The 19583-nt window shown below is 67.7% G+C and carries 21 protein-coding genes; 10 read left to right on the plus strand and 11 right to left on the minus strand.

The genetic code is table 11. The features are described 5' to 3' along the window. Nucleotides 1-20: 20 nt before the first annotated feature. Nucleotides 21-1034, plus strand: a complete 1014-nt coding sequence (locus NYR55_RS08285) for a polyprenyl synthetase family protein (RefSeq protein WP_260020748.1) — start codon at nt 21-23, stop codon at nt 1032-1034. Between the two features lie 14 nt (nt 1035-1048). After that, nucleotides 1049-1909 (plus strand): pirin family protein, encoded by an 861-nt coding sequence (locus NYR55_RS08290; protein WP_260020749.1) that lies wholly within the window; start codon nt 1049-1051, stop codon nt 1907-1909. Between the two features lie 7 nt (nt 1910-1916). Here the strand turns inward: NYR55_RS08290 and ssb are convergent, their stop codons facing one another. The 5 genes from ssb to NYR55_RS08315 are packed head-to-tail and all read right to left on the minus strand — an operon-like array spanning nt 1917 to nt 6231. Further along, nucleotides 1917-2468, minus strand: coding sequence for a single-stranded DNA-binding protein (gene ssb, locus NYR55_RS08295; protein WP_260020750.1), 552 nt, complete (start codon nt 2466-2468; stop codon nt 1917-1919). A 9-nt stretch (nt 2469-2477) separates the two neighbouring features. Then, on the minus strand, nt 2478-4325 hold the full coding sequence (locus tag NYR55_RS08300) for a ferrous iron transporter B (protein WP_260020751.1): 1848 nt from the start codon (nt 4323-4325) through the stop codon (nt 2478-2480). Then, nucleotides 4322-4570: a FeoA family protein gene (locus NYR55_RS08305; RefSeq protein WP_260020752.1), complete on the minus strand. Its 249-nt coding sequence runs from the start codon at nt 4568-4570 to the stop codon at nt 4322-4324. Before NYR55_RS08305 ends, NYR55_RS08300 begins: the two co-directional genes overlap by 4 nt. A gap of 38 nt (nt 4571-4608) precedes the next feature. Beyond that, nucleotides 4609-5268, minus strand: coding sequence for a COQ9 family protein (locus NYR55_RS08310; protein WP_260020753.1), 660 nt, complete (start codon nt 5266-5268; stop codon nt 4609-4611). 36 nt (nt 5269-5304) lie between these two features. Continuing rightward, the gene (locus NYR55_RS08315) at nt 5305-6231 is read right to left on the minus strand and encodes a DMT family transporter (RefSeq protein ID WP_260020754.1); all 927 of its coding nucleotides are present in this window, start codon (nt 6229-6231) and stop codon (nt 5305-5307) included. 56 nt (nt 6232-6287) lie between these two features. Here NYR55_RS08315 and NYR55_RS08320 point away from each other — a divergent pair, with 56 nt between their 5' ends. Both NYR55_RS08320 and NYR55_RS08325 read left to right on the plus strand, forming a co-directional pair. Beyond that, a complete protein-coding gene (locus NYR55_RS08320) occupies nt 6288-7400 on the plus strand; it encodes an alkene reductase (protein ID WP_260020755.1) in 1113 nt (370 codons plus the stop codon). Between the two features lie 56 nt (nt 7401-7456). Continuing rightward, a complete protein-coding gene (locus tag NYR55_RS08325; protein WP_260020756.1) occupies nt 7457-8818 on the plus strand; it encodes an MATE family efflux transporter in 1362 nt (453 codons plus the stop codon). Here NYR55_RS08325 and NYR55_RS08330 read toward each other — a convergent pair. After that, complete coding sequence (locus tag NYR55_RS08330) at nt 8802-9521, minus strand: zinc-ribbon domain-containing protein (protein WP_260020758.1); 720 nt, start codon at nt 9519-9521, stop codon at nt 8802-8804. The two genes, NYR55_RS08325 and NYR55_RS08330, sit on opposite strands and share 17 nt — an antisense overlap. Nucleotides 9522-9690: 169 nt before the next feature. On the opposite strand from NYR55_RS08330, the gene ftsE reads away from it, so the two are divergent. From ftsE to NYR55_RS08350, 4 genes are read left to right on the plus strand one after another with little or no spacing between them, the layout of a single operon-like run. Further along, entirely contained in the window at nt 9691-10395 is a 705-nt protein-coding gene (gene ftsE, locus NYR55_RS08335) for a cell division ATP-binding protein FtsE (protein WP_260020760.1), read from the plus strand. Then, nucleotides 10392-11291 carry an FtsX-like permease family protein gene (locus tag NYR55_RS08340; RefSeq protein ID WP_260020762.1) on the plus strand — a complete coding sequence of 300 codons (900 nt, stop codon included), beginning with the start codon at nt 10392-10394 and terminating at the stop codon, nt 11289-11291. The genes ftsE and NYR55_RS08340 overlap by 4 nt, the downstream gene beginning before the upstream one ends. Further along, entirely contained in the window at nt 11288-11839 is a 552-nt protein-coding gene (locus NYR55_RS08345; protein WP_260020764.1) for a YdcF family protein, read from the plus strand. Before NYR55_RS08340 ends, NYR55_RS08345 begins: the two co-directional genes overlap by 4 nt. Nucleotides 11840-11842: 3 nt before the next feature. Next, nucleotides 11843-12547: a lysophospholipid acyltransferase family protein gene (locus NYR55_RS08350; protein WP_260020766.1), complete on the plus strand. Its 705-nt coding sequence runs from the start codon at nt 11843-11845 to the stop codon at nt 12545-12547. Here NYR55_RS08350 and NYR55_RS08355 read toward each other — a convergent pair. Together NYR55_RS08355 and hisC are read right to left on the minus strand one after the other, a co-directional pair. Next, nucleotides 12544-13449, minus strand: a complete 906-nt coding sequence (locus NYR55_RS08355; RefSeq protein ID WP_260020768.1) for a prephenate/arogenate dehydrogenase family protein — start codon at nt 13447-13449, stop codon at nt 12544-12546. The genes NYR55_RS08350 and NYR55_RS08355 overlap by 4 nt on opposite strands. Continuing rightward, on the minus strand, nt 13446-14543 hold the full coding sequence (gene hisC, locus NYR55_RS08360; protein WP_260020770.1) for a histidinol-phosphate transaminase: 1098 nt from the start codon (nt 14541-14543) through the stop codon (nt 13446-13448). Before hisC ends, NYR55_RS08355 begins: the two co-directional genes overlap by 4 nt. An 89-nt stretch (nt 14544-14632) precedes the next feature. Here hisC and NYR55_RS08365 point away from each other — a divergent pair, with 89 nt between their 5' ends. Then, entirely contained in the window at nt 14633-15751 is a 1119-nt protein-coding gene (locus tag NYR55_RS08365; protein WP_260020772.1) for a homoserine O-acetyltransferase, read from the plus strand. After that, nucleotides 15748-16338: a methionine biosynthesis protein MetW gene (gene metW, locus NYR55_RS08370; protein ID WP_260020773.1), complete on the plus strand. Its 591-nt coding sequence runs from the start codon at nt 15748-15750 to the stop codon at nt 16336-16338. The genes NYR55_RS08365 and metW overlap by 4 nt, the downstream gene beginning before the upstream one ends. Here metW and nudC read toward each other — a convergent pair. Genes nudC through mutY form a run of 3 tightly spaced genes read right to left on the minus strand, consistent with a single transcriptional unit; the run spans nt 16335 to nt 19566 of the window. Then, nucleotides 16335-17207, minus strand: coding sequence for an NAD(+) diphosphatase (gene nudC / locus NYR55_RS08375; protein ID WP_260021603.1), 873 nt, complete (start codon nt 17205-17207; stop codon nt 16335-16337). The genes metW and nudC overlap by 4 nt on opposite strands. Next, a complete protein-coding gene (locus NYR55_RS08380) occupies nt 17207-18517 on the minus strand; it encodes a serine hydrolase domain-containing protein (protein ID WP_260020774.1) in 1311 nt (436 codons plus the stop codon). The genes nudC and NYR55_RS08380 overlap by 1 nt, the downstream gene beginning before the upstream one ends. Next, complete coding sequence (mutY, locus tag NYR55_RS08385) at nt 18517-19566, minus strand: A/G-specific adenine glycosylase (protein WP_260020775.1); 1050 nt, start codon at nt 19564-19566, stop codon at nt 18517-18519. Before mutY ends, NYR55_RS08380 begins: the two co-directional genes overlap by 1 nt. Nucleotides 19567-19583 lie beyond the last annotated feature (17 nt).

The raw sequence follows: 19583 nt of genomic DNA on the forward strand, positions 1-19583 counted from the left end.
AGCCGCCACATCCCCTGCTGATGACCGCGACGATCCACCGCCTGCGCACCGGGGCCGAGCCCTCGCTCAATCCCATGATCGCGCTTGTCGCGGCCGACATGAACGCCGTGAACCAGGTGATCCTGGACCGGATGCAGTCGGAAATCCCGCTGATCCCCGAACTGGCCGGGCATCTGATTGCCGGCGGCGGCAAGCGGATGCGGCCGATGCTGACCCTGGCCAGCGCCCGGCTGCTCGATTACGGCGGCAACCGCCATCACAAGCTGGCCGCCGCGGTCGAATTCATCCACACCGCCACCCTGTTGCACGACGACGTGGTCGACGGGTCCGATCTGCGTCGGGGCAAGCGTACTGCCAACATCATCTGGGGCAATCCGGCCAGCGTGCTGGTGGGCGATTTCCTGTTCTCGCGCTCGTTCGAACTGATGGTCGAGGATGGCAGCCTCAAGGTGCTCAAGATCCTGAGCCACGCCAGCGCGGTGATCGCCGAGGGTGAGGTCAACCAGCTGACGGCGACGCGGCAGGTCGAGCTGGGCGAGGACCGCTATCTCGACATCATCGGCGCAAAAACCGCCGCGCTGTTCGCCGCCGCGTGCCGCATTGCCGCCGTCGTGGCCGAACGGCCAGAGGGCGAGGAAGCCGCGCTCGACGCCTATGGCCGCAATCTGGGCATTGCATTCCAGCTGGTCGACGACGCCATCGATTATACGTCGGACGCCGGCACGATGGGCAAGGATGCGGGCGACGATTTCCGCGAGGGAAAGATGACCCTGCCCGTCATCCTCGCTTATGCCCGCGGGGACGAGGAAGCCCGCCGGTTCTGGCGCGACGCCATCGCCGGCCGCCGCGCATCGGACGCCGATTTTGCCGAGGCGGTGCGCCTGGTTCAGGCGAGTCGCAGCGTGGACGACACCCTGGCCCGCGCCCGCCATTACGGCCAGCGCGCGATCGACGCGCTTGGCGCGTTCGCCAATGGCAAGGCCAAGGACGCGATGGTCGAAGCGGTCGAGTTCGCCGTCGCCCGCGCATACTGACCTCCGGCTGGTCGATGGCCGACATCGCGCTGCTGTCCGTCCACCCCGCCCATCGGGACGATATCGGCGATCTGGTCACCCGGCGGCCGGTGCCGGGAATCGGGCTGGACCGGATCGGCGCGTTCCTGTTCCTGAACCATCACGGCCCGCAAACCTATCCGCCGGGCAATCACGGCCTGCCATTCGGTCCGCACCCGCATCGCGGATTTGAAACCGTCACCTTCGTCCTCGACGGGTCATTGGCGCATACCGATTCGGCGGGCCACGAAAGCATCGTCGATGCAGGCGGCATCCAGTGGATGACGGCGGGGCGCGGCATCGTCCATGCGGAAGTCAGCCCGGCGGCATTCAAGCGCGACGGCGGACCCATGGAAATCCTGCAGCTATGGGTAAACCTGCCCGCACGGCTCAAGATGACGCAGCCCCGCTATGTCGGGGTCAGCGCCGCGGCCATCCCGGTGATCTCCCGCGATGGCGCGCGCCTGCATCTGGTGTCCGGCACCTTCGATGGCGCAACCGGGCCGGTCGAATCGCTGACCGGCGTGTTCGCCAGTTTCGGCACGCTGGATGCGGGTGCTTCGCTCAGCCTGGACGGCGTTACCGGCCGCGATCTGTTCGTCTATGCGGTGCGCGGCGCGCTCGACATTGGCGGACGGGCGCTACCGGAACATCATCTGGGCCGGTTCGGGCCGGGCGACCGGCTGACCCTGGCCTCCCCGTCGGGAGCTTCGTTCCTGCTGTGCCATGCCGATCCGATCGGCGAGCCGGTGGTCGCGCACGGCCCGTTCGTGATGAACAGCGTAGAGGAAATCCACGCCGCCTATCGCGATTATCAGGCGGGCCGGTTCGGCATTGCGGAGATTTCGACGCTATAGGCGCCGATCAGAACGGAACGTCGTCGTCCAGATCGTCGGGAAAGCCGCCGCCGCCACCCGAGCCGCCGCCAAAGTCGTTGAAGCCACGACCGCCGCCGCCATTTCCGCCGCGCGAAGACTGGCCGGCAAAGTCGTTGCCGCCACCCTGATCCCAGTCGCCGCCGCCGCCGCGTGATCCGCCGCCGCCCACGCCGCCACCGCCGCCGGGCGCGCCATCCAGCATCGTCAGATTGCCGTTCAGCCCCTGCAGCACGACTTCGGTCGAATACCGGTCCTGCCCGTTCTGATCCTGCCACTTGCGGGTGGTCAGCGCGCCTTCGATGTAAACCTTGCTGCCCTTTTTCAGATAGCGTTCGGCAACGCCGGCCAGGCCGTCATTGAAGATCTTGACCGTATGCCACTCGGTCTTTTCCTTGCGCTCGCCGGTCTGGCGGTCCTTCCAGTTTTCGGACGTGGCGATGCGCAGTTCAACGACCTTGCCGCCATTGGAAAAGCTGCGCACTTCCGGGTCCTTGCCCAGATTGCCGACCAGAATGACCTTGTTGACGCTGCCTGCCATGATCTGTCCCTAAAGCCCCAGGGCGATCGCGCCCCAATAAACGATGCCGGCCGAGGCATAGGCCAGCAGGAACAGATAGCCAACCATGAACAGCGGCCATTTCCAACCATTCGTTTCCCGCCGCGCAACCGCGATGGTCGAGATGCATTGCGGCGCGAACACGAACCAGGCGAGAAAGGCGAGCGCGGTGGGCAGGCTCCACCGGGTGCGCAGATTGTCGCGGATCGTCGTCTGTCCATCGGCGCTTTCCGAATCCTCGACGGCATAGACGGTTCCGATCGCCGCCACGGCAACCTCGCGCGCCGCCATGGCAGGCAACAGGGCAAGCGCGATGTCGCGGTTGAACCCGATGGGGGCCACGACCACCTCGATCGCCGCGCCGATCCGCCCGGCATAGCTGTATTCCACCTGCGCCTGCCCCTCCGGCGCCTTGGGATAGGCGAGGAGCGCCCATAGCAAGACTGTGGTGACCAGGATGATCGTCCCCGCGCGCTTCAGGAACGCGCTCGCCCGCTGCCACAGGCCGAGCAGCAGATCGCGCACATTGGGCCATTGATAGCGCGGCAGCTCCATCATGAATCCCGAGGACGCGCCCTTGGTCACCGTCCGGCGCAGCAACAAGGACGCCGCCAGCGCGCCCAGAATGCCCGCAATGTACAGGATGAACAGCACCAGCCCCTGCAGCCCCACACCCGGCAGCACGGCGCGCGCGGGAATGAACGCGCCGATGATGATCGTATAGACGGGCAGCCGCGCGGAACACGTCATCAGCGGGGCGATCAGGATGGTCGACAGCCGCTCCTTTTCGTCCGCAATCGTCCGCGTTGCCATGATGCCGGGAATGGCACAGGCAAAGGAGGACAGCAGCGGGATGAACGCGCGACCGGACAGGCCGACCCCGGCCAGCAGTCGGTCCATCATGAACGCCGCTCGCGTCATGTATCCCGATGCCTCAAGCACCAGGATAAAGCCGAACAGGATCAGGATCTGGGGCAGGAACACGATCACTGCGCCTACGCCGGCAATGATGCCATCGACGATCAGGTCGTGCAGGATGCCCGGCGGCAGCGTTTCGCCCACCACCCCGCCCAGCGCGGCGATCCCGTCCTCGATCCAGCCGATCGGCGCTTCGGACCACGCGAACACCGCCTGGAACATGACGAACAACAGGCCAAGCAGGAGGATCAGGCCGAACACGGGATGCAGCGCCACGGCATCGATCCGGTGCGTCCAGCGGCGCGTCATCGTTTCGTTCAGCGTCGCGGCGCGTGCGATGGCGCGGGCCCGCCGCTGCACATCGGAAAACTCCGGCACGTCCGCCACCGGGGCGACGACCGCCCTTGTCCGCAATGCTTCGCTCAGCTGATCGCGCAGGTCATCCAGCCCGCGCCGCCGCACCGCCACGGTCGGCACCACCGGCACGCCAAGTTCGGCGGACAGGCGCGCGGCGTCCAGCGTCAGGCCGTCGCGCTCGGCCAGATCGACCATGTTCAGCGCAACGACAACGGGCAGGCCCAGCGCGATCAGCTGCAACGCGAACCGCAGATGATTGTCCAGATTGCCGGCATCGACCACGACCAGAATGGCATCGGGCCGCCGCTCGCCGGCGAAACGGCCCATCACCACGTCGCGGGTCACCGCCTCGTCCGGGCTGGCGGGGTTCAGGCTATAGGTGCCGGGCAGATCGACCAGTTCGGCCGGGCGGCCATCGGCCAGCGCGATGCGGCCCGAATGCCGCTCCACCGTCACGCCGGGATAATTGCCGACCTTTTGCCGGGCACCGGTCAGCGCGTTGAACAACGCGGTCTTGCCGGCATTGGGATTGCCGACGACCGCGATCATGGGAATGGTGCTCATGCCGCCGGCTCGACCGTAACCGCCAGGGCGACATGGCGGCGCAGCGCCACCGTCATCCGTCCGATCCGGCAGGCAAGCGGCCCGCCCAGGATGCCGCCCCGGCGCACCATCTCGACCTCGACCCCCTCATCCATGCCAAGCTCGCGCAGACGGCGCGCCTCCGGCTCGGACAGGCGTTGCCAGTCGATAGCAGTCACCATGGCGCGGTCGCGCGCGCGAAGCTGGGCAAGCGAATGAGATGACATCACCTGCCCGCCTTAGCGTTGCTGCGACTGATTATCAATTAGATTGCGGGATAGCGCAGGCGGCCGATGAACCGGGTCAGGCTGGGGCGTTCCCCGCCCGCCCCGCGCCATTTGGCCTTTACCTTTTCGAACTGCATCACATTGTCGATGCGGCGGGCCAGGAACGCGCGCGTGTCGGCGAAATCGTCGCTCTCATCGTCCAGAAACGCCATGATCGTGCTGGAATAGACGAGGCTCAGCGTCACCCGCTTGGTATAATGGTTGAAATCGGTCGCGGTATCGCCCGCCATCCGCCACATCAGGTCGGCCGATCGCCAGCCCAGCTTTACCGCGCGCGGCGCGTTTTGCGGCATCGCCAGAATGGCCAGCGCCCGGCGCAGCGCCTCCCGGTCCGGGGCCAGGATATCCAGCCGCGTTTCGAGCAGGCGGGTGATGCGATCCCGGATTTTCAGGTTGGACAGTTGCTCGGCGGGCAGCCGTGCCTCCATTTCCCGGTCCACCTGCGCGAACCAGGCATCGATCATGTCGACCGCGCCGCCCGGAAAGGCGAGCCGCGCGACATCGCGGTCGACACCCAGCGCGTCGGCGGCGGCATCGACCGCGGCCGGTTTCCAACCATCAAACGCCGCCTGCGCGGGCAATTCCGCTGCCAGCGCCTCACGCAGTTCATCCAGGGTCGCGTCGGACAGATCGGCCATGCTCAGTCTCCTGACGTCTTATCTAGATCGGCGGCGCTACTTCGCAAGCGCCGGGCCGCGCCGGACCAGAACGAGCGCGGCGGCAACCAGCAGCGCGCCGATCAGGTCGAGCACGCCCAGCCGCTCGCCGAACAACAGCCATCCGGTCACCCCGCCCACCACCGGCTGGGTCAGCAGGGCGATGCCGACGACCAGCGGCGAGACGTGATGCAGCGCATAGATGATCAGGCTCTGCCCCAGAATCTGGCTGCACAGCGCCAAAGCGATCAGCGGCGTCCAGTCCCCCGGCCAGATCCGCTCGCCCAGCAGGATGGCAAAGATCAGCAGTGGCGCGGCGCTCATCAGGCTGGACAGCGCCAGTGCAGGTACCGCGTCCAGCCGCTCGCGCACTCGCGCCATCAGGATGAAATAGACGGTGTAGAGCAGCCCGGCGAGCAGGCAGAGCAGATCGCCCAGAATATTGTCGGCGCTGAGCTGTGCCGACCGGCCAAGCAGCAGCGCGGCCCCCACCATCGCCATCGCCAATGCCGCCGCCTGCGCCCGGCTGGGCCAGGCGCGCAGGACGATGAACCCGTAAATCGGAAAGAACAGCGTCGTCGAATTGCCGAACAACGTGGCATTGGCCATGAAGGTTTTCAGGATGCCAAGGTGCCAGGCCGCCAGATCGGCGGCAAAGGCGATGCCGGACACCATCAGGATCGGCCACAGCCGCGGCACTTCGCCCAGCCAGCCGCGCCCGCGCCAGGCGGCAATGGCAAACAGCACCGGCACGGCCAGGCTGATGCGCCAGAACGCCGATGCCACCGGCCCGGTATCGGCCAGCCGCACGAACAGCGGCCCGAAGGCGAGCAGGATGTTCGACGCGATCAGCGCCAGCAGCGGCCCCGCGCCGGGCGAGGCAGCAGGTGCAGCAATTTCTTCTTGGGGCGCTGAAACGCTTTCGGCCGGCGGCTGGGGATGCATCGATCCGCTTCACCCCTATCTTTGCCGCAACGCAATGACTTTTTCGGGAGTTTTTCATGCCCAGCCTGTTCGATCCGATCCAGCTTGGCGCCGTCGCCGCGCCCAACCGCGTCCTGATGGCGCCGCTGACCCGCGGCCGCGCGACCGAGGCGCACGTCCCCACGCCGATCATGGGCGATTATTATGCGCAGCGCGCCACCGCCGGCCTGCTGATTTCCGAAGCGACCGGGATCAGTCGCGAAGGGCTGGGCTGGGCCTATACCCCCGGTCTCTGGACCGATGAACAGGTCGAGGGATGGAAGCCGGTGATCGAGCAGGTCAAGCGCGCTGGTGGCCGCATCTTTGCCCAGCTCTGGCATATGGGCCGACTGGTCCATCCCGATTTCCTGGGCGGGGCAGCCCCGCTGTCGGCATCCGCCACCACGGCGCCCGGCGCGGTGCGCACTTATGAAAGCCTGAAGGAAAGCGAGACGGCAAAGCGCCCCTATGGCGAGGCGCGGGCCGCCACGCTGGACGATATTGCCCGGGTGCTCGACGATTATGAGCGGGCCGCACGCAATGCCCGCGCCGCCGGCTTCGACGGGGTTCAGCTCCACGCCGCCAATGGCTATCTGATCGATCAGTTCATGCGCGACGGCAGCAACCATCGCGACGACGATTATGGCGGCAGCCCGGAGAACCGCACCCGATTGCTGCGCGAGGCGGTCGAGCGGCTGATTGGCGCCGTGGGTGCCGATCGCGTGGCCGTGCGCTTCAGCCCGAATGGCGACACGCAGGGCGTGATCGACAGCAACCCGGAGGCGGTGTTCGTGCCCGCCGCACAATGGCTGAACGATCAGGGGATCGCGTTCCTCGAACTGCGCGAGGTCGGCCCGGACGGCACGTTCGGCCAGACGGATCAGCCAAAGCTGTCGCCCGCCATCCGCCGCGTGTTCACCCGTCCGCTGATCCTGAACCAGGATTATCGTGCGCATAATGCCGCACCCGAAGTGGAAAGCGGCCATGCCGACGGCATCGCCTTTGGCCGGCCGTTCATTTCGAACCCGGACCTTGTCGAACGGCTGAAGACCGGGGCGGATCTTGCCCCTGACGTCATGGCGACATGGTATTCGCGCGGGGCAGAGGGCTATACCGACTATCCGACCCTGGCCGAGGTGGAAGCCGCCTGATCGCCGTGCGACCCTGATTTCCCTTCCGACGGGCGGCGCGCTACACGCCGCCCGTCATGTCATTCCCCGCCGCCCAGCCTGCCCGTACCGAGGCCCGTCGCCTTTTGGCGCTGGCTTGGCCCGTGGTGCTGACCAGCCTCAACTGGACGATCCTGCACGTCACCGACATCATCGTCGTCGGCCTGACGGGGACGCAGGAGGCGGCGGCGCTGGGGGCGAGCCGCGCTGTTACGTTCATCAGCATCGTCATGGCGGTCGGCTGGCTGTCGGGCATCCTGGTCCATGCGGCGCAGGCCGATGGGGCGGGCGACCGGGCGGCGACCGGGCGGACATTGCGCCACGGGCTGGTCGCCGCGCTAGGCCTGGCCGCGATCGTCACTGCCATCCTGGCGCTGTTCGCGGCGCCGATCCTGACCGTGATCGGCGTCGATCCCCACATCCTGCCCGCCGCTGCCCGCGTGGTTCAGGTGATGGCGCTGGCTGCGCCGTTTCAGCTGGTGATCCTGGCCTGCAGCTTCTTTTTCGAAGGGATCAGCCGGCCGCGCATCGCGATGGTCATCAATCTGGCGATCCTGCCGCTCAACGCGCTGCTCGCCTGGGCGCTGTCCGGCGGGCATCTGGGCCTGCCCCTGCTGGGTGCGGTCGGCGCGGCTGCGGCAACGGTCACCGCATCGGCGGTCGGCGCTGGCGCGATGCTGATCGCGGCGTGGCGAATGCCGGACGCGGCCGAGCGCGGTCTGGCGGGCAGCCGCTGGGCGATCCAGTGGCGCGACGTCGCCGCCCTGCTGCGCTTTGGGTTCGTGCCTGCACTTGCCTCTGCGCTTGAACTTGCCGGGTTTTCGATCCTGATCGCCCTGTCCACCCGGCTGGGGGATCAGGTGGCGCACGGGTTCCAGATCGTGTTTTCCGCCCACAACGTCACCTTTTCCTTTGCCATCGGGCTTGGCTCGGCCGCGGGGGTCCGGGCAGGCAATGCGGTGGGCGAGGGCATGGCGGCAGCGGCGATCCCCCGCACGCTGATCGCGGTCGCACTCGCGGCAGCGGTCACTGCCCTGCTTGCCCTGCCGATGATCCTTGCACCGGGCAGCGTGGCGAGCCTGTTTCCGGCAGAGGCGGAAACCTGGACGGTCGCGGCGGCGATGCTGATGCTCTGGGCGCCCTTCATCCTGTTCGACGGGATTCAGGTGGTGCTGGTCTATGCGCTGCGCTCGCTGGGCGATCAGGTGATGGCAGGGGTCAACTCGATCCTTGCCTATTTCGTGATCACAGGGGGCCTTGGCTGGGCATTTTATGCGGCGGGATGGGGCGGCACCGGCCTTGCGCTGGCATCGGGGCTGGGCATGGTCGCCGCCGCCGCGCTCAACGGTGCGCGGCTATGGGTCGTGGCGCGCAGGCTGGCCGTTAGATCGGGCCGGTAAAGCTCAATTCCACGCGCTTGCCATTGGCAGGCAGGTTCAGCTTGACCGTGTTGAACCGCACTTCGCCATTCGGCTCGATGCTCCGCTGCGGCGGGGCGATCGTCCAGCTATAGACCAGCCGACCCTGCCCATCGCGCAGGTCCGCCCGGATATCGGGAACGCGCTGCACGCTGCCCGTCGGGTTGGTGACGCGGCCCGAAACGGCGAACAGTTCGCTGCCGCCCGACAGCGCGCGCCGGTCGACCGGATCGCTGACCAGACCAAGCGGCGTTTCGGCCGACACGAAATCCAGCCCCATCTGACGCGCAATGCCCGGCGTATCGACAAACAGGATGCCGATTGTGGCCAACAGCATCAGCGCACCCGCGCCCACCGCCATGGCGGTCCAGCGCTTGGCCGGATTGCGGCGGGGACGAAACGGCGCGCGATGGGCAAAGGCATCGATCCCCGGCCCCGCTGCACGGGATGGCGCAGCGACTGCCGCTGCGGCAGCAGCCACCGCCGTCGCCGCCGGCATCGCCGGTTGTGCCGCCGGAGCCGCGATTGCGGGCTGCGGTGCGGCGGCGGGTGCTGGCTGCGTCATGGTCGGCGGCTGAAACCAGCTATGCCGGCATTTCGCGCACCGGACCGTGCGCCCTTCCGCACCGATGGCGGCATCGGGAACGAGATAGCGGGTCTGGCATTCGGTGCATTCAATGATCATGGACAGGCCCGGAAACAGTCAGACACCGACACGGCGGCGAATGCGCGAATCTAGGCGTTGTCCGATGGTGAAGGCAAGCGAAAGACGCCCGGCTTGAGCCATTCCAGCAACCGTGCGATGGCGTGTCGCATTGTGGCACGAAAACGGGGAGCGGCGGGACAGCGCGCGAATGGCCAAGATCGTTCAGTTCGAGCAGGTCGGCCTTCGTTACGGCACGGGCGCGGAAACGCTCAGCGACATCAGTTTCGCCCTGTCGGAAGGCGCGTTCACCTTTGTTACCGGGGCGTCCGGCGCGGGCAAGACGTCGCTGCTGCGCCTGCTCTATCTGGCACAGCGGCCGACGCGCGGCGCCATCCGCCTGTTCGGAGAGGATGTGAGCGCGCTGCGCCGCGACCGGCTGCCCGGATTCCGGCGGCGCATCGGCGTGGTGTTTCAGGATTTCCGGCTGGTCCCGCACCTGTCCGCCTATGACAATATCGCCCTGCCGCTGCGCGTTGCCGGGATGCGCGAGACGGAGATCGAGGCGCCGGTACGGGAAATGCTGGCCTGGGTCGGGCTGGCCCAGCTTGACCGGGCGACGCCGGAAACCCTGTCGGGCGGCGAGCAGCAGCGCGTGGCAATCGCCCGCGCGGTGATTTCACGCCCCGAAATCCTGATCGCGGACGAACCGACCGGCAATGTCGATCCAGACATGGCCGAACGGCTGCTCTACCTGTTCGAAAGCCTGAACCAGATGGGCACCACCGTGGTCGTTGCGACGCACGACTTCCACCTGATCGGCCGGATCCCGCGCGCCGAAATGCTGCGCATCGACAAGGGGCGGCTGGTCGATCCGTCCGGCCTGTTGCGCCATCCGCCGGGGCGCGGCCTGTGAAACGGCCCGACCTGTGGCTCCCCTCGCCCGCCGACCGTCGCCTGCTGGACGAACGGCACCGCACCCGCGCGATGCTGTGGACCATGGCGATCATGCTGTTCCTGACCACGCTGGCGGCCGCCGCCGGCCTGATGCTGGCGCGCGCGGGCCAGTCGCTCGACCGGCAGCTGGCCGGCCGGTTGACGGTGCAGCTGATCGAGGGGGATGCGGCGGTACGGGACCGGGCGGCGGCGGACCTTGCCCGTCGGCTGCGCACCGTGCCCCAGGTCGCCGGCGTCCGGCCGGTCGAGCGCGCGGCGATGGCGCAGCTGCTTCAGCCATGGCTGGGCGATGCCGGGCTGGACCCCGATCTGCCATTGCCCGCGATGATCGATGTGGACGTGGCGGGCGGCGATGCAGCGTCAATGGCCGCGGTTGAACTGGCGGTGCGCAGGCTGTCGCCCGGCGCGCAGGTGGAACGCCATGCCCGCTGGCTGGCGCCGGTGCGGTCGATGTTCCGGCTGCTCGGCTGGCTGGCGCTGGGCATCGTCGTGCTGATGGTGCTGGCAACCACGCTGGTCGTGGTGCTGGCCGTCCGGTCGGGGCTGGACACCCACCGGCTGACGATCGACGTGCTGCACCTGCTGGGAGCGATGGACAAGCAGGTCGCCCGGTTGTTCGAGGCGCGGATCGCGCTCGACACGCTGATCGGCGGGCTGATCGGTTCGGGCGCGGCGGCACTGGTGCTGATCGTCGTGCAGTGGCAGGCAGCGGCGATGGATTCCGCGATGATCGAGGGCGGCTTGCTGGGTCCGCGCGATGCGCTGGCGCTGATCGCGCTGCCCGTTGCCTTTGGCCTTGCCGCCCTGATCGCGGCGCGGATTGCGGTGATGCGCGCGCTGGAGCAGGTGCCATGATGCTCCTTCGCTGGGCCGCACGCCTGATCGCGCTGGCGTTCATCCTGTGGATCGGCGGCCTTGCATGGTTCCTCGTGTCGTTCGGACAGCCGGCAACGGACGAGCGGACCGACGCGATCGTCGTGGTCACAGGCGCCGCCGGACGGATCGACCGTGGCCTTGCCCTGATGCGGGCGGGCGAGGCGAAGCGGATGCTGATTTCAGGTGTCGATCCCGATGTCCGCCCGGTCGAGCTGGCCGTGCAATATGGCGCGCCGACCACGCTGTTCCGCTGCTGCGTCGATCTGGGGCATGAGGCGGTGGATACCCGGTCGAATGCCGATGAAACCCGCGCCTGGGTGCTCTCGCGCCGCTACCGGTCGGTCCGGCTGGTGACGTCCGACTGGCATATGGCCCGCGCCAGCCTGGAACTGCGCAATTCGCTTGGCCCCGATATTCGCGTGGTCGAGGATCCGGTGGCAACCAATGCGCCGTTCCGGGCGCTGCTGCGCGAATATCACAAATATGCGGTGCGGCGGCTGGCACTGTTGCTGGGCATTGGCGGCTGACCCATGACGATCTGGTTGCGCCACCGCCTGTTCCAGCTGGTTTTCGTCGCCCTGTCCGTGCCGGTCGTGCTGGCCGCGCCGGTCAGCCTGATCTGGGGGCAACGCGGCCTGATCGTCTATGCCGGGCGCTGGGCGGCGATGGCGCTGGCGATCGCGCGGATCTGTGCCGGCGTCCGCATCCGGATCGAAGGGACGCGGCCCGAGGGACCGGTGCTCTATGCCATCAAGCACCAGTCGATGCTGGAAACGCTGGTCATGGCCGCGCATTTCGGTGGCCCGGCGATCATCCTGAAACGCGAACTGGCCGAAATCCCCGTCTGGGGATGGCTGGCCGTCCGCTATGGCTGCATCGTCGCCGACCGCGACGCATCGGCGCGGGCGCTGCGCCACATCATGAAGGAAGGGCGCGCCGCCGCCGCGCGCGGCCGGTCCATCGCGATTTTCCCGGAAGGGACGCGGGTACAGCCGGGCGAGCAACCGCCGCTGAAATCGGGTTTCGCCGGGTTGTACAAACTGCTCGACCTGCCCGTCGTGCCGATCGCGGTGGACAGCGGCTATGCCTGGCCGCGCACCGGCCCGCTGCGCGCAGGCACCGTGACGATGCGGATCGGCGATACCATTCCGGCCGGCCGTTCAAGGGACGCGATCGAGGTTGAGGTGCACCGGGCGATCAACCTGCTCGACCGCCCCGGAACCCTTTCACACTAGTCGTGGACCCGTCCGAAATCGGGGCGGGCATCGTCCTGACCCTGTTCCACGATGCCGCGCCGGATATCGCGGGTGCGGCTGAACAGTTCGAACAGCTCGTCGCCCTTGCCCCAGCGTATGGCGCGCTGCAGCGCCGACAGGTCCTCTGAAAAACGCTGCAGCATTTCCAGCACCGCCTCGCGATTGGCCAGGAACACGTCGCGCCACATGGTGGGGTCGCTGGCCGCGATGCGGGTAAAGTCGCGAAAGCCCCCGGCGGAATATTTGATCACCTCGCTACGCGTCACCGCCTCCATGTCCGACGCCGTGCCGACGATGGTATAGGCGATCAGGTGCGGCAGATGGCTGGTGATCGCCAGCACCCGGTCATGATGTTCGGCATCCATCGTCTCGACATCGGCGCCGATACCGCGCCAGAAGGCCGCCAGCCGCTCGACCGCCGTCGGATCGGTGCCCTCGGCCGGGGTCAGGATGCACCACCGCCCCCGGAACAGGGTGGCAAATCCGGCCTCCGGGCCGCTCTGTTCGGTCCCCGCCACCGGGTGCGCGGGGATGACGATGGCATCCGGCAATGCGTCGACCAGCGCGGCCGCGACGCTCGCCTTGCACGATCCCACATCGCTGACGATCGCGCCGGGCGACAGGCCGGGGGCCAGCGCCCGCGCCGCATCGCCCATCGCGCCGACCGGCACGCACAGCACGATCAGGTCCGCGCCCGCCACCGCTTCGGCCGGATCGTCGATCACATCGCACAGGCCGATGGCCCGTGCCCGGTCGCGCACGCCCGCATCCCTGTCATGCCCGGTCACCCGCACGTCCGGCAGCATCGCGGCCGTCGCCCGCGCGATGGACGCGCCGATCAGACCCAGCCCGATGATGGCGACCGAACGGACCGCGCTCATCCCGCCGTCACGATCTCGCGCAGCGCAGCGGCCACGCCGCGCGTCTCATCCTCGGTCCCGATCGAGATGCGCAGGCCATGGGGCAGCCCCTGGCCGGGCAGCCAGCGGACGATATAGCCCCGCTCCATCAGCGCGTGATACGCGACCTCTGCCGTCACCGCGCCTTCGAACAGAACCAGGATGAAGTTGCACCAGCTTGGCACCAGGCGAAGGCCGTGATTGCCCATCGCCGCAATCTCTCCCTCCAGCCAGCTGCGCCACCGGGCATTGTGATCGCGGCTGTGCGCGACGAAATCCTGATCCTTCAGCGCGGCGATGGCGGCCATCTGGCCCGCCGTGGTCACGTTGAACGGTGCCCGGATGCGGTGCATCGCGCCGATCGCCTCGGCCGAACCATAGCCCCAGCCGATGCGTTCCGCGGCCAGGCCGTAAATCTTGGAAAAGGTCCGCGTGACGATGACATTGGGCAGCGTCCGGGCCATTTCCAGGCCCAGATCGTCCTCCTCCGCCGACAGATATTCGGCATAGGCCTGATCGATCACCAGCATCACGTCACCGGGCAGGCCTGCGTGCAGCCGGGCGATTTCCTCGCGCGGGGCAAAAGTGCCGGTCGGGTTGTTGGGGTTGGCGATATAGACGATGCGGGTGCGCGGGCTGACACAGGCCAGGATCGCGTCCACATCAGTCGCATAATCCTTGTCCGGTGCGATGACGGGCGTTGCGCCCACGCGCCGGGCGGCGATTTCATAGACGGAAAATCCGTAGCGGACGAAAATCACCTCATCCCCGGGCCCGGCATAGGCCCCGGCAACCAGATGCAGCACCTCGTCCGACCCGGTGCCATAGATGACGCGGGCGGGGTCGAGGCCATGGGCCTCGGCAATCGCCTCGCGCAACCCGGCGGCGCTGGCGTCGGGATAGCGGGCCAGGCTGGTCCGCCCCGCCTCGAACGCCACCTCCGCATGGGGCGAACAGCCCAGCGGATTTTCGTTGGACGAAAGTTTGGCGGCAACGGTGCCGCTGTCGGTCTTGGACTTGCCCGGCACATAGGGGGCGATGTCCATGATCCACGGTTTGGGCATGGGAGCGTTCATGGCCGGGGGCCATGGCGCAGCTTGGCCGGGATGGCAAGGCGCGCCGTCCTGCTTGCGCCGCGCACTGGCTGGCCCTACTTCCGCGACCGATGTCAGACGATGCACGGCCCGGCTCCAGCCCAACTGCGATCCTGCCCGGACCGCTCGTGCTCGATTCGGGTGCGCAGCTGGCGCCCGTCGAAATCGCGTATCAGACCTATGGCACGCTGAACGCCGATCGTTCCAACGCCATTCTGATCTGCCATGCGCTGACCGGTGATCATCATGTTGCATCGACCCACCCCGTCACCGGCAAGCCCGGTTGGTGGACGCGGATGATCGGGCCGGGCAAGCCGATTGATCCCGCGCATCATTTCGTCATCTGCACCAATGTGCTGGGCAGTTGCATGGGCTCGTCCGGTCCGGCGACGATCAATCCGGCAACGGGCCGCCCCTGGGGCATGGGCTTTCCGGTCATCACCATCCGCGACATGGTGCGGGCACAGGCGATGCTGCTCGATCATCTGGGCATCGGCACGCTGAAGGCCGTGGTCGGCGGGTCGATGGGCGGGATGCAGGCGTTGAGCTGGGCCGCGACGTTCCCCGACCGGGTCCGCTCGGCCGTCATCATCGCATCGACCGCGCGCCATTCGGCCCAGAACATCGCGTTTCACGAGGTCGGGCGACAGGCGATCATGGCCGATCCCAACTGGCGCGGCGGCGATTATTATGGCGCGGGTCAGCCGCCCGCCGCCGGCCTGGCCGTGGCGCGGATGGCGGCGCACATCACCTATCTGTCGGAAGCGGGGCTGACCGCAAAATTCGGCCGCAAGCTGCAGGCGCGGGAAAGCAAGACCTTCGGCTTCGACGCGGATTTTCAGGTGGAAAGCTATCTGCGGCATCAGGGCCTGGCCTTTACCGACCGGTTCGATGCCAACAGCTATCTCTACATCACCCGTGCGCTGGATTATTTCGACCTGGCCGAGGAACATGGCGGCCTGCTCGCCAATGCGTTCAAGGGGACGCGGACCCGGTTCTGCGTGGTCAGTTTCGATACCGACTGGCTGTATCCCACCGCCGAATCCCGCGCGATCGTCCATGCCCTGCACGCCGCCGGGGCAGAGGCCAGCTTTGTCGAGCTGTCCAGCCCGTTCGGCCATGACGCATTCCTGCTGGATGCGCCGGAAATGAACCAGGTGGTGGCGGGCTTTCTGGGGAATGGCCGATGACGGCGCTGCGCCCCGACCTTGCCGTCATCGCCGACAATGTGGCGCCGGGTGCCCGTGTGTTGGATGTCGGGTGCGGCGACGGACAGTTGATGGCGGCGATGCGCGATGCGCGCGGGGTCAACGCGCGCGGGCTTGAACTGGATGCCGCCAATGTCGCCGCCGCGATCGGCCGCGGCCTGTCGGTGGTACAGGGCGATGCCGATACCGACCTTGCCGGCTATCCCGACCAGAGTTTCGATTACGCGATCCTCAGCCAGACATTGCAGACGACGCGCCGGCCCGACCGGGTGCTGGACGAACTGCTGCGCATCGGTGCGCGCGCTTTCGTCAGCTTTCCCAATTTCGCGCATTGGCGGATGCGCCTGTTCCTGCTTCGCCATGGCCGGATGCCGGTGACGCGGGCGCTGCCCGCGCAATGGTATGACACGCCCAATATCCACCATTTGTCGGTCGATGATTTCCGCGCTTTTCTGGACGAGCGGCAGATCACGATCGAGGGCGCCTGGTATCTGACTGACGGTCAGCTGCGTTCGCCCTGGGCGGCGAACTGGACGGCGCAGCACGCGGTGTTCCTGTTGCGGCGCTAGGCCCCGGCAATCCAGGCGGTCATCAGCGTGTGCGCGATGGCATAGGGCGGCGCGGGGATGAACGCAGCATCATCGGCTCCCGCCAGCGCGGCGGAAACCTCGTCCCGGGTGAACCAGCGCGCCTGTTCCAGCTCGTTGGCGTCGATCGTGATTGCCTCGTCCAGCGCCTTGCCGATGCACGCGATCATCAGCGATGACGGGAACGGCCAGGGCTGGCTGGCGATATAGCGGACCGCGCCGACGCTGATGCCCGCTTCCTCCATCGTTTCGCGCCGCACCGCTTCCTCGATCGTCTCGCCCACCTCGACAAATCCGGCCAGCGCCGACCACCGGCCCGGGGGCCAGCTGGGCTGGCGGCCAAGCAGCACCCGGTCGCCGCGTTCGGCCAGCATGATGACGACGGGATCGGTGCGCGGATAATGTTCCGCCCCGCAAGCGGAACAGGCGCGCATCCATCCCGCCCGCGCCATATCGTTCGCCTGCCCGCAATTGGCGCAGAACCCGTGCCGCCGATGCCAGTCGATCAGGCTGCGGGCGACGGCATAGACCGCCGCTTCCTCATGCCGCATCTCGCCCAGCAATGCGGTCAGCGTGGGCGACCGGCCGAACGCCGCCGGATCGTCGGTGCGCGCGGCGGCAAAGTGCGCAATGCCGTCGCGGATCCCCAGCAGCAGCGGCTGCGCATCCGCCGCCAGCGTGGCAATCCCGTCCCAGACCAGCCGCCCCGCCCCGTCCAGTTCCGGCTCCAGCGCGGTCAGCCGCAACAGGCGCGATGCGGGATCGGCCAGCATCGCGGCCACCCGCTCCGGCTGCTGGCGCAGGGCATCGGCGCGGTCCAGCCAGCCGCCGCTAAATCCGGGCTGCGGAATCACTTGGCGGCGATGTCGGCGTAAACAGCCTTGGTCGCTTCATCGCGCAGCGGCCATTTGTCGCTGGGGAAATAATTGACCATGATCGTGCCGCGCACGCCGTTCTTCGGATCGACCCAGGCAACGGTGCCCGCCGCCCCGCCCCAGCCATAAGTGCCGGCGCCCGCGCCGCCCGCCTTGTCGGCCAGATAGACGCTGCCGCCCGCGCCATAGCCCATGGTCGCCGCCGCGCGGTCGCCCCCGGTATTGGCCGCTGCCCGTTCGTAATCGACGCCCGGCGGCAACAGATTGGACATCGCCAGTTCCGCCGTCTCGCGCTTCATCACGCGGGCACCGTCCAGCTCGCCCTTGTTCTGCAGCATATGCAGGAACCGGTCATAATCGCGCGCCGACATGACCAGGCCCGCGCCGCCATAGGGAAATTCCGGCGCACGGGTCCACAGCGATCCAATGCCCGGATCGACCGGAATCCGGTTGTCCCCGACAAAGGTGTAGTTGGTGGCCAGCCGCGACGCCGCGCTTTCCGGGACCGTCCAGAAGCTTGACGTCATCTTCAGCGGATCGAACAATCGCGTCTGGACAAAGCGGTCGAACGGCATCCCGCTCGCCTTTTCGATCACCGCGCCCAGCACATCCAGGCTGATCGAATAGCTCCACACCGTCCCCGGTTCAGCGATCAGCGGCGCGCTGGCAACGCGGCGGGCGAATTCCTGAAGGCTGTCGGGCCGGGCGGCGGCCATCTGCGCTTCCATCTGCACATTGACCGCCGCAGGCAGCAGCCCCAGCCGGTTATATTCGTTCAGCAACGGGCCGGTGGTGACGATGGAATAGCCCAGCCCGGCGGTGTGGGTCAGCAGGTGACGCACGGTGATCGGCGTCTTTGCCGGCCGGCTGTCCAGGCTCTTGGCCGGATCGGTCAGCACCTTCATCTGCGCGAATTCGGGCAGCACCTCGGCAATCGGCTGATCCAGGCGCAGCTTGCCTTCCTCGATCAGGATCATCGCCGCCATCGCCGTTACCGGCTTGGTCATGGAATAAACGCGCCACAGGCTGTCGGGCGTTGCCGCCGGCGCATTGGGATCGTCGGCAAGCTTGCCCGCGCTGATGAACGTCGTCGGCGCATTGCCGACCCCGATCGCCATCGCGATGCCCGGCGTCTTGTTTTCCGCGACATACCGGCGCGCCAGGGCGTCCAGACCGGACAGGTCAGCCGATGCACTGGCCGGTGCAACGGGGGGCGCGGCCGGTTCCGACATCACCGGGGCACAGGCAATGCTGCTCAGCGCCAGCATCAGGATCAACCGCTTCATCATCCGTTCCTTCGCAATCCGGCGACCTTGGCGAACAGCGTCGGCAGCCCTGCCCGGTCCAGCTGATCCACCGGCCACCAATGGCCATTGCTGTGGATGTGCATCGGCAATGTGACGGTCGCAAGGCGGCAATGCAGTTCGAAATGCGTAAACACATGGCGCACCGTGCCATCGGCCCAGCGCCAGTCCCCCGATACCGGCGCATCGGCAAGGTCCGGCGGCGTATCCGCCCATGGCCCGGTGGGCAGCGCCAGCATCCCGCCCAGCAACCCGCGATCCGGCCGCCGCTCCAAAAGGACGTGGCCATCCCGTTCCACCCAGAACATGGTCGCATGGCGCACCGGCTTTGCCTTGCGCGGCGCCTTGACCGGATACTCCGTCGGATTGCCGGCCATGGCCGCGCGGCAACCGCCCCGCAGCGGACAGATCAGGCATTGGGGATTGCGCGGCGTACAGACGGTCGCGCCCAGGTCCATCATCGCCTGCGCGAAATCGCCCGGACGGTCGTCCGGCGTGATCGCATCGGTCTGCGCACGGATCAGCGGCCGTGCGGCGGGCAGCGGCTGGCCGATGGCGAACAGCCGCGCGACCACCCGTTCGACATTGCCGTCCACCACCACCGCGCGCCGGCCGAACGCGATGGCGGCAATGGCAGCGGCGGTATAGGCACCGATCCCGGGCAGGGTCAGCAGCGCCGCCTCCGTCTCCGGCAACCGCCCGCCATGCGCCTGCGCCACCACGCGGGCACAGGCGATCAGGTTGCGCGCGCGGGAATAATAGCCAAGCCCCGCCCATGCCGCCATGACGTCACCCTCGTCCGCCGCAGCCAGCGCGGCAAAGCCGGGCCAGCGCGTGGTGAAGGCGTGGAAATAAGGGATGACGGTGGCGACCTGCGTCTGTTGCAGCATCACCTCGGACAGCCATACGCGATAGGGGTCCATGGCCGGCGCGCCCGGCGGCGCACGCCAGGGCAGGGTGCGCGCGCTGCGATCATACCAGCCGAGCAGGGCGGGCGCGATCGCTACGGGGTCTGACGGACTGGCGGGCACGGCCGCCCTATGGCATG

The sequence above is a fragment of the Sphingomonas sp. BGYR3 genome (assembly GCF_025153455.1).
Lineage (GTDB): Bacteria > Pseudomonadota > Alphaproteobacteria > Sphingomonadales > Sphingomonadaceae > Sphingomonas.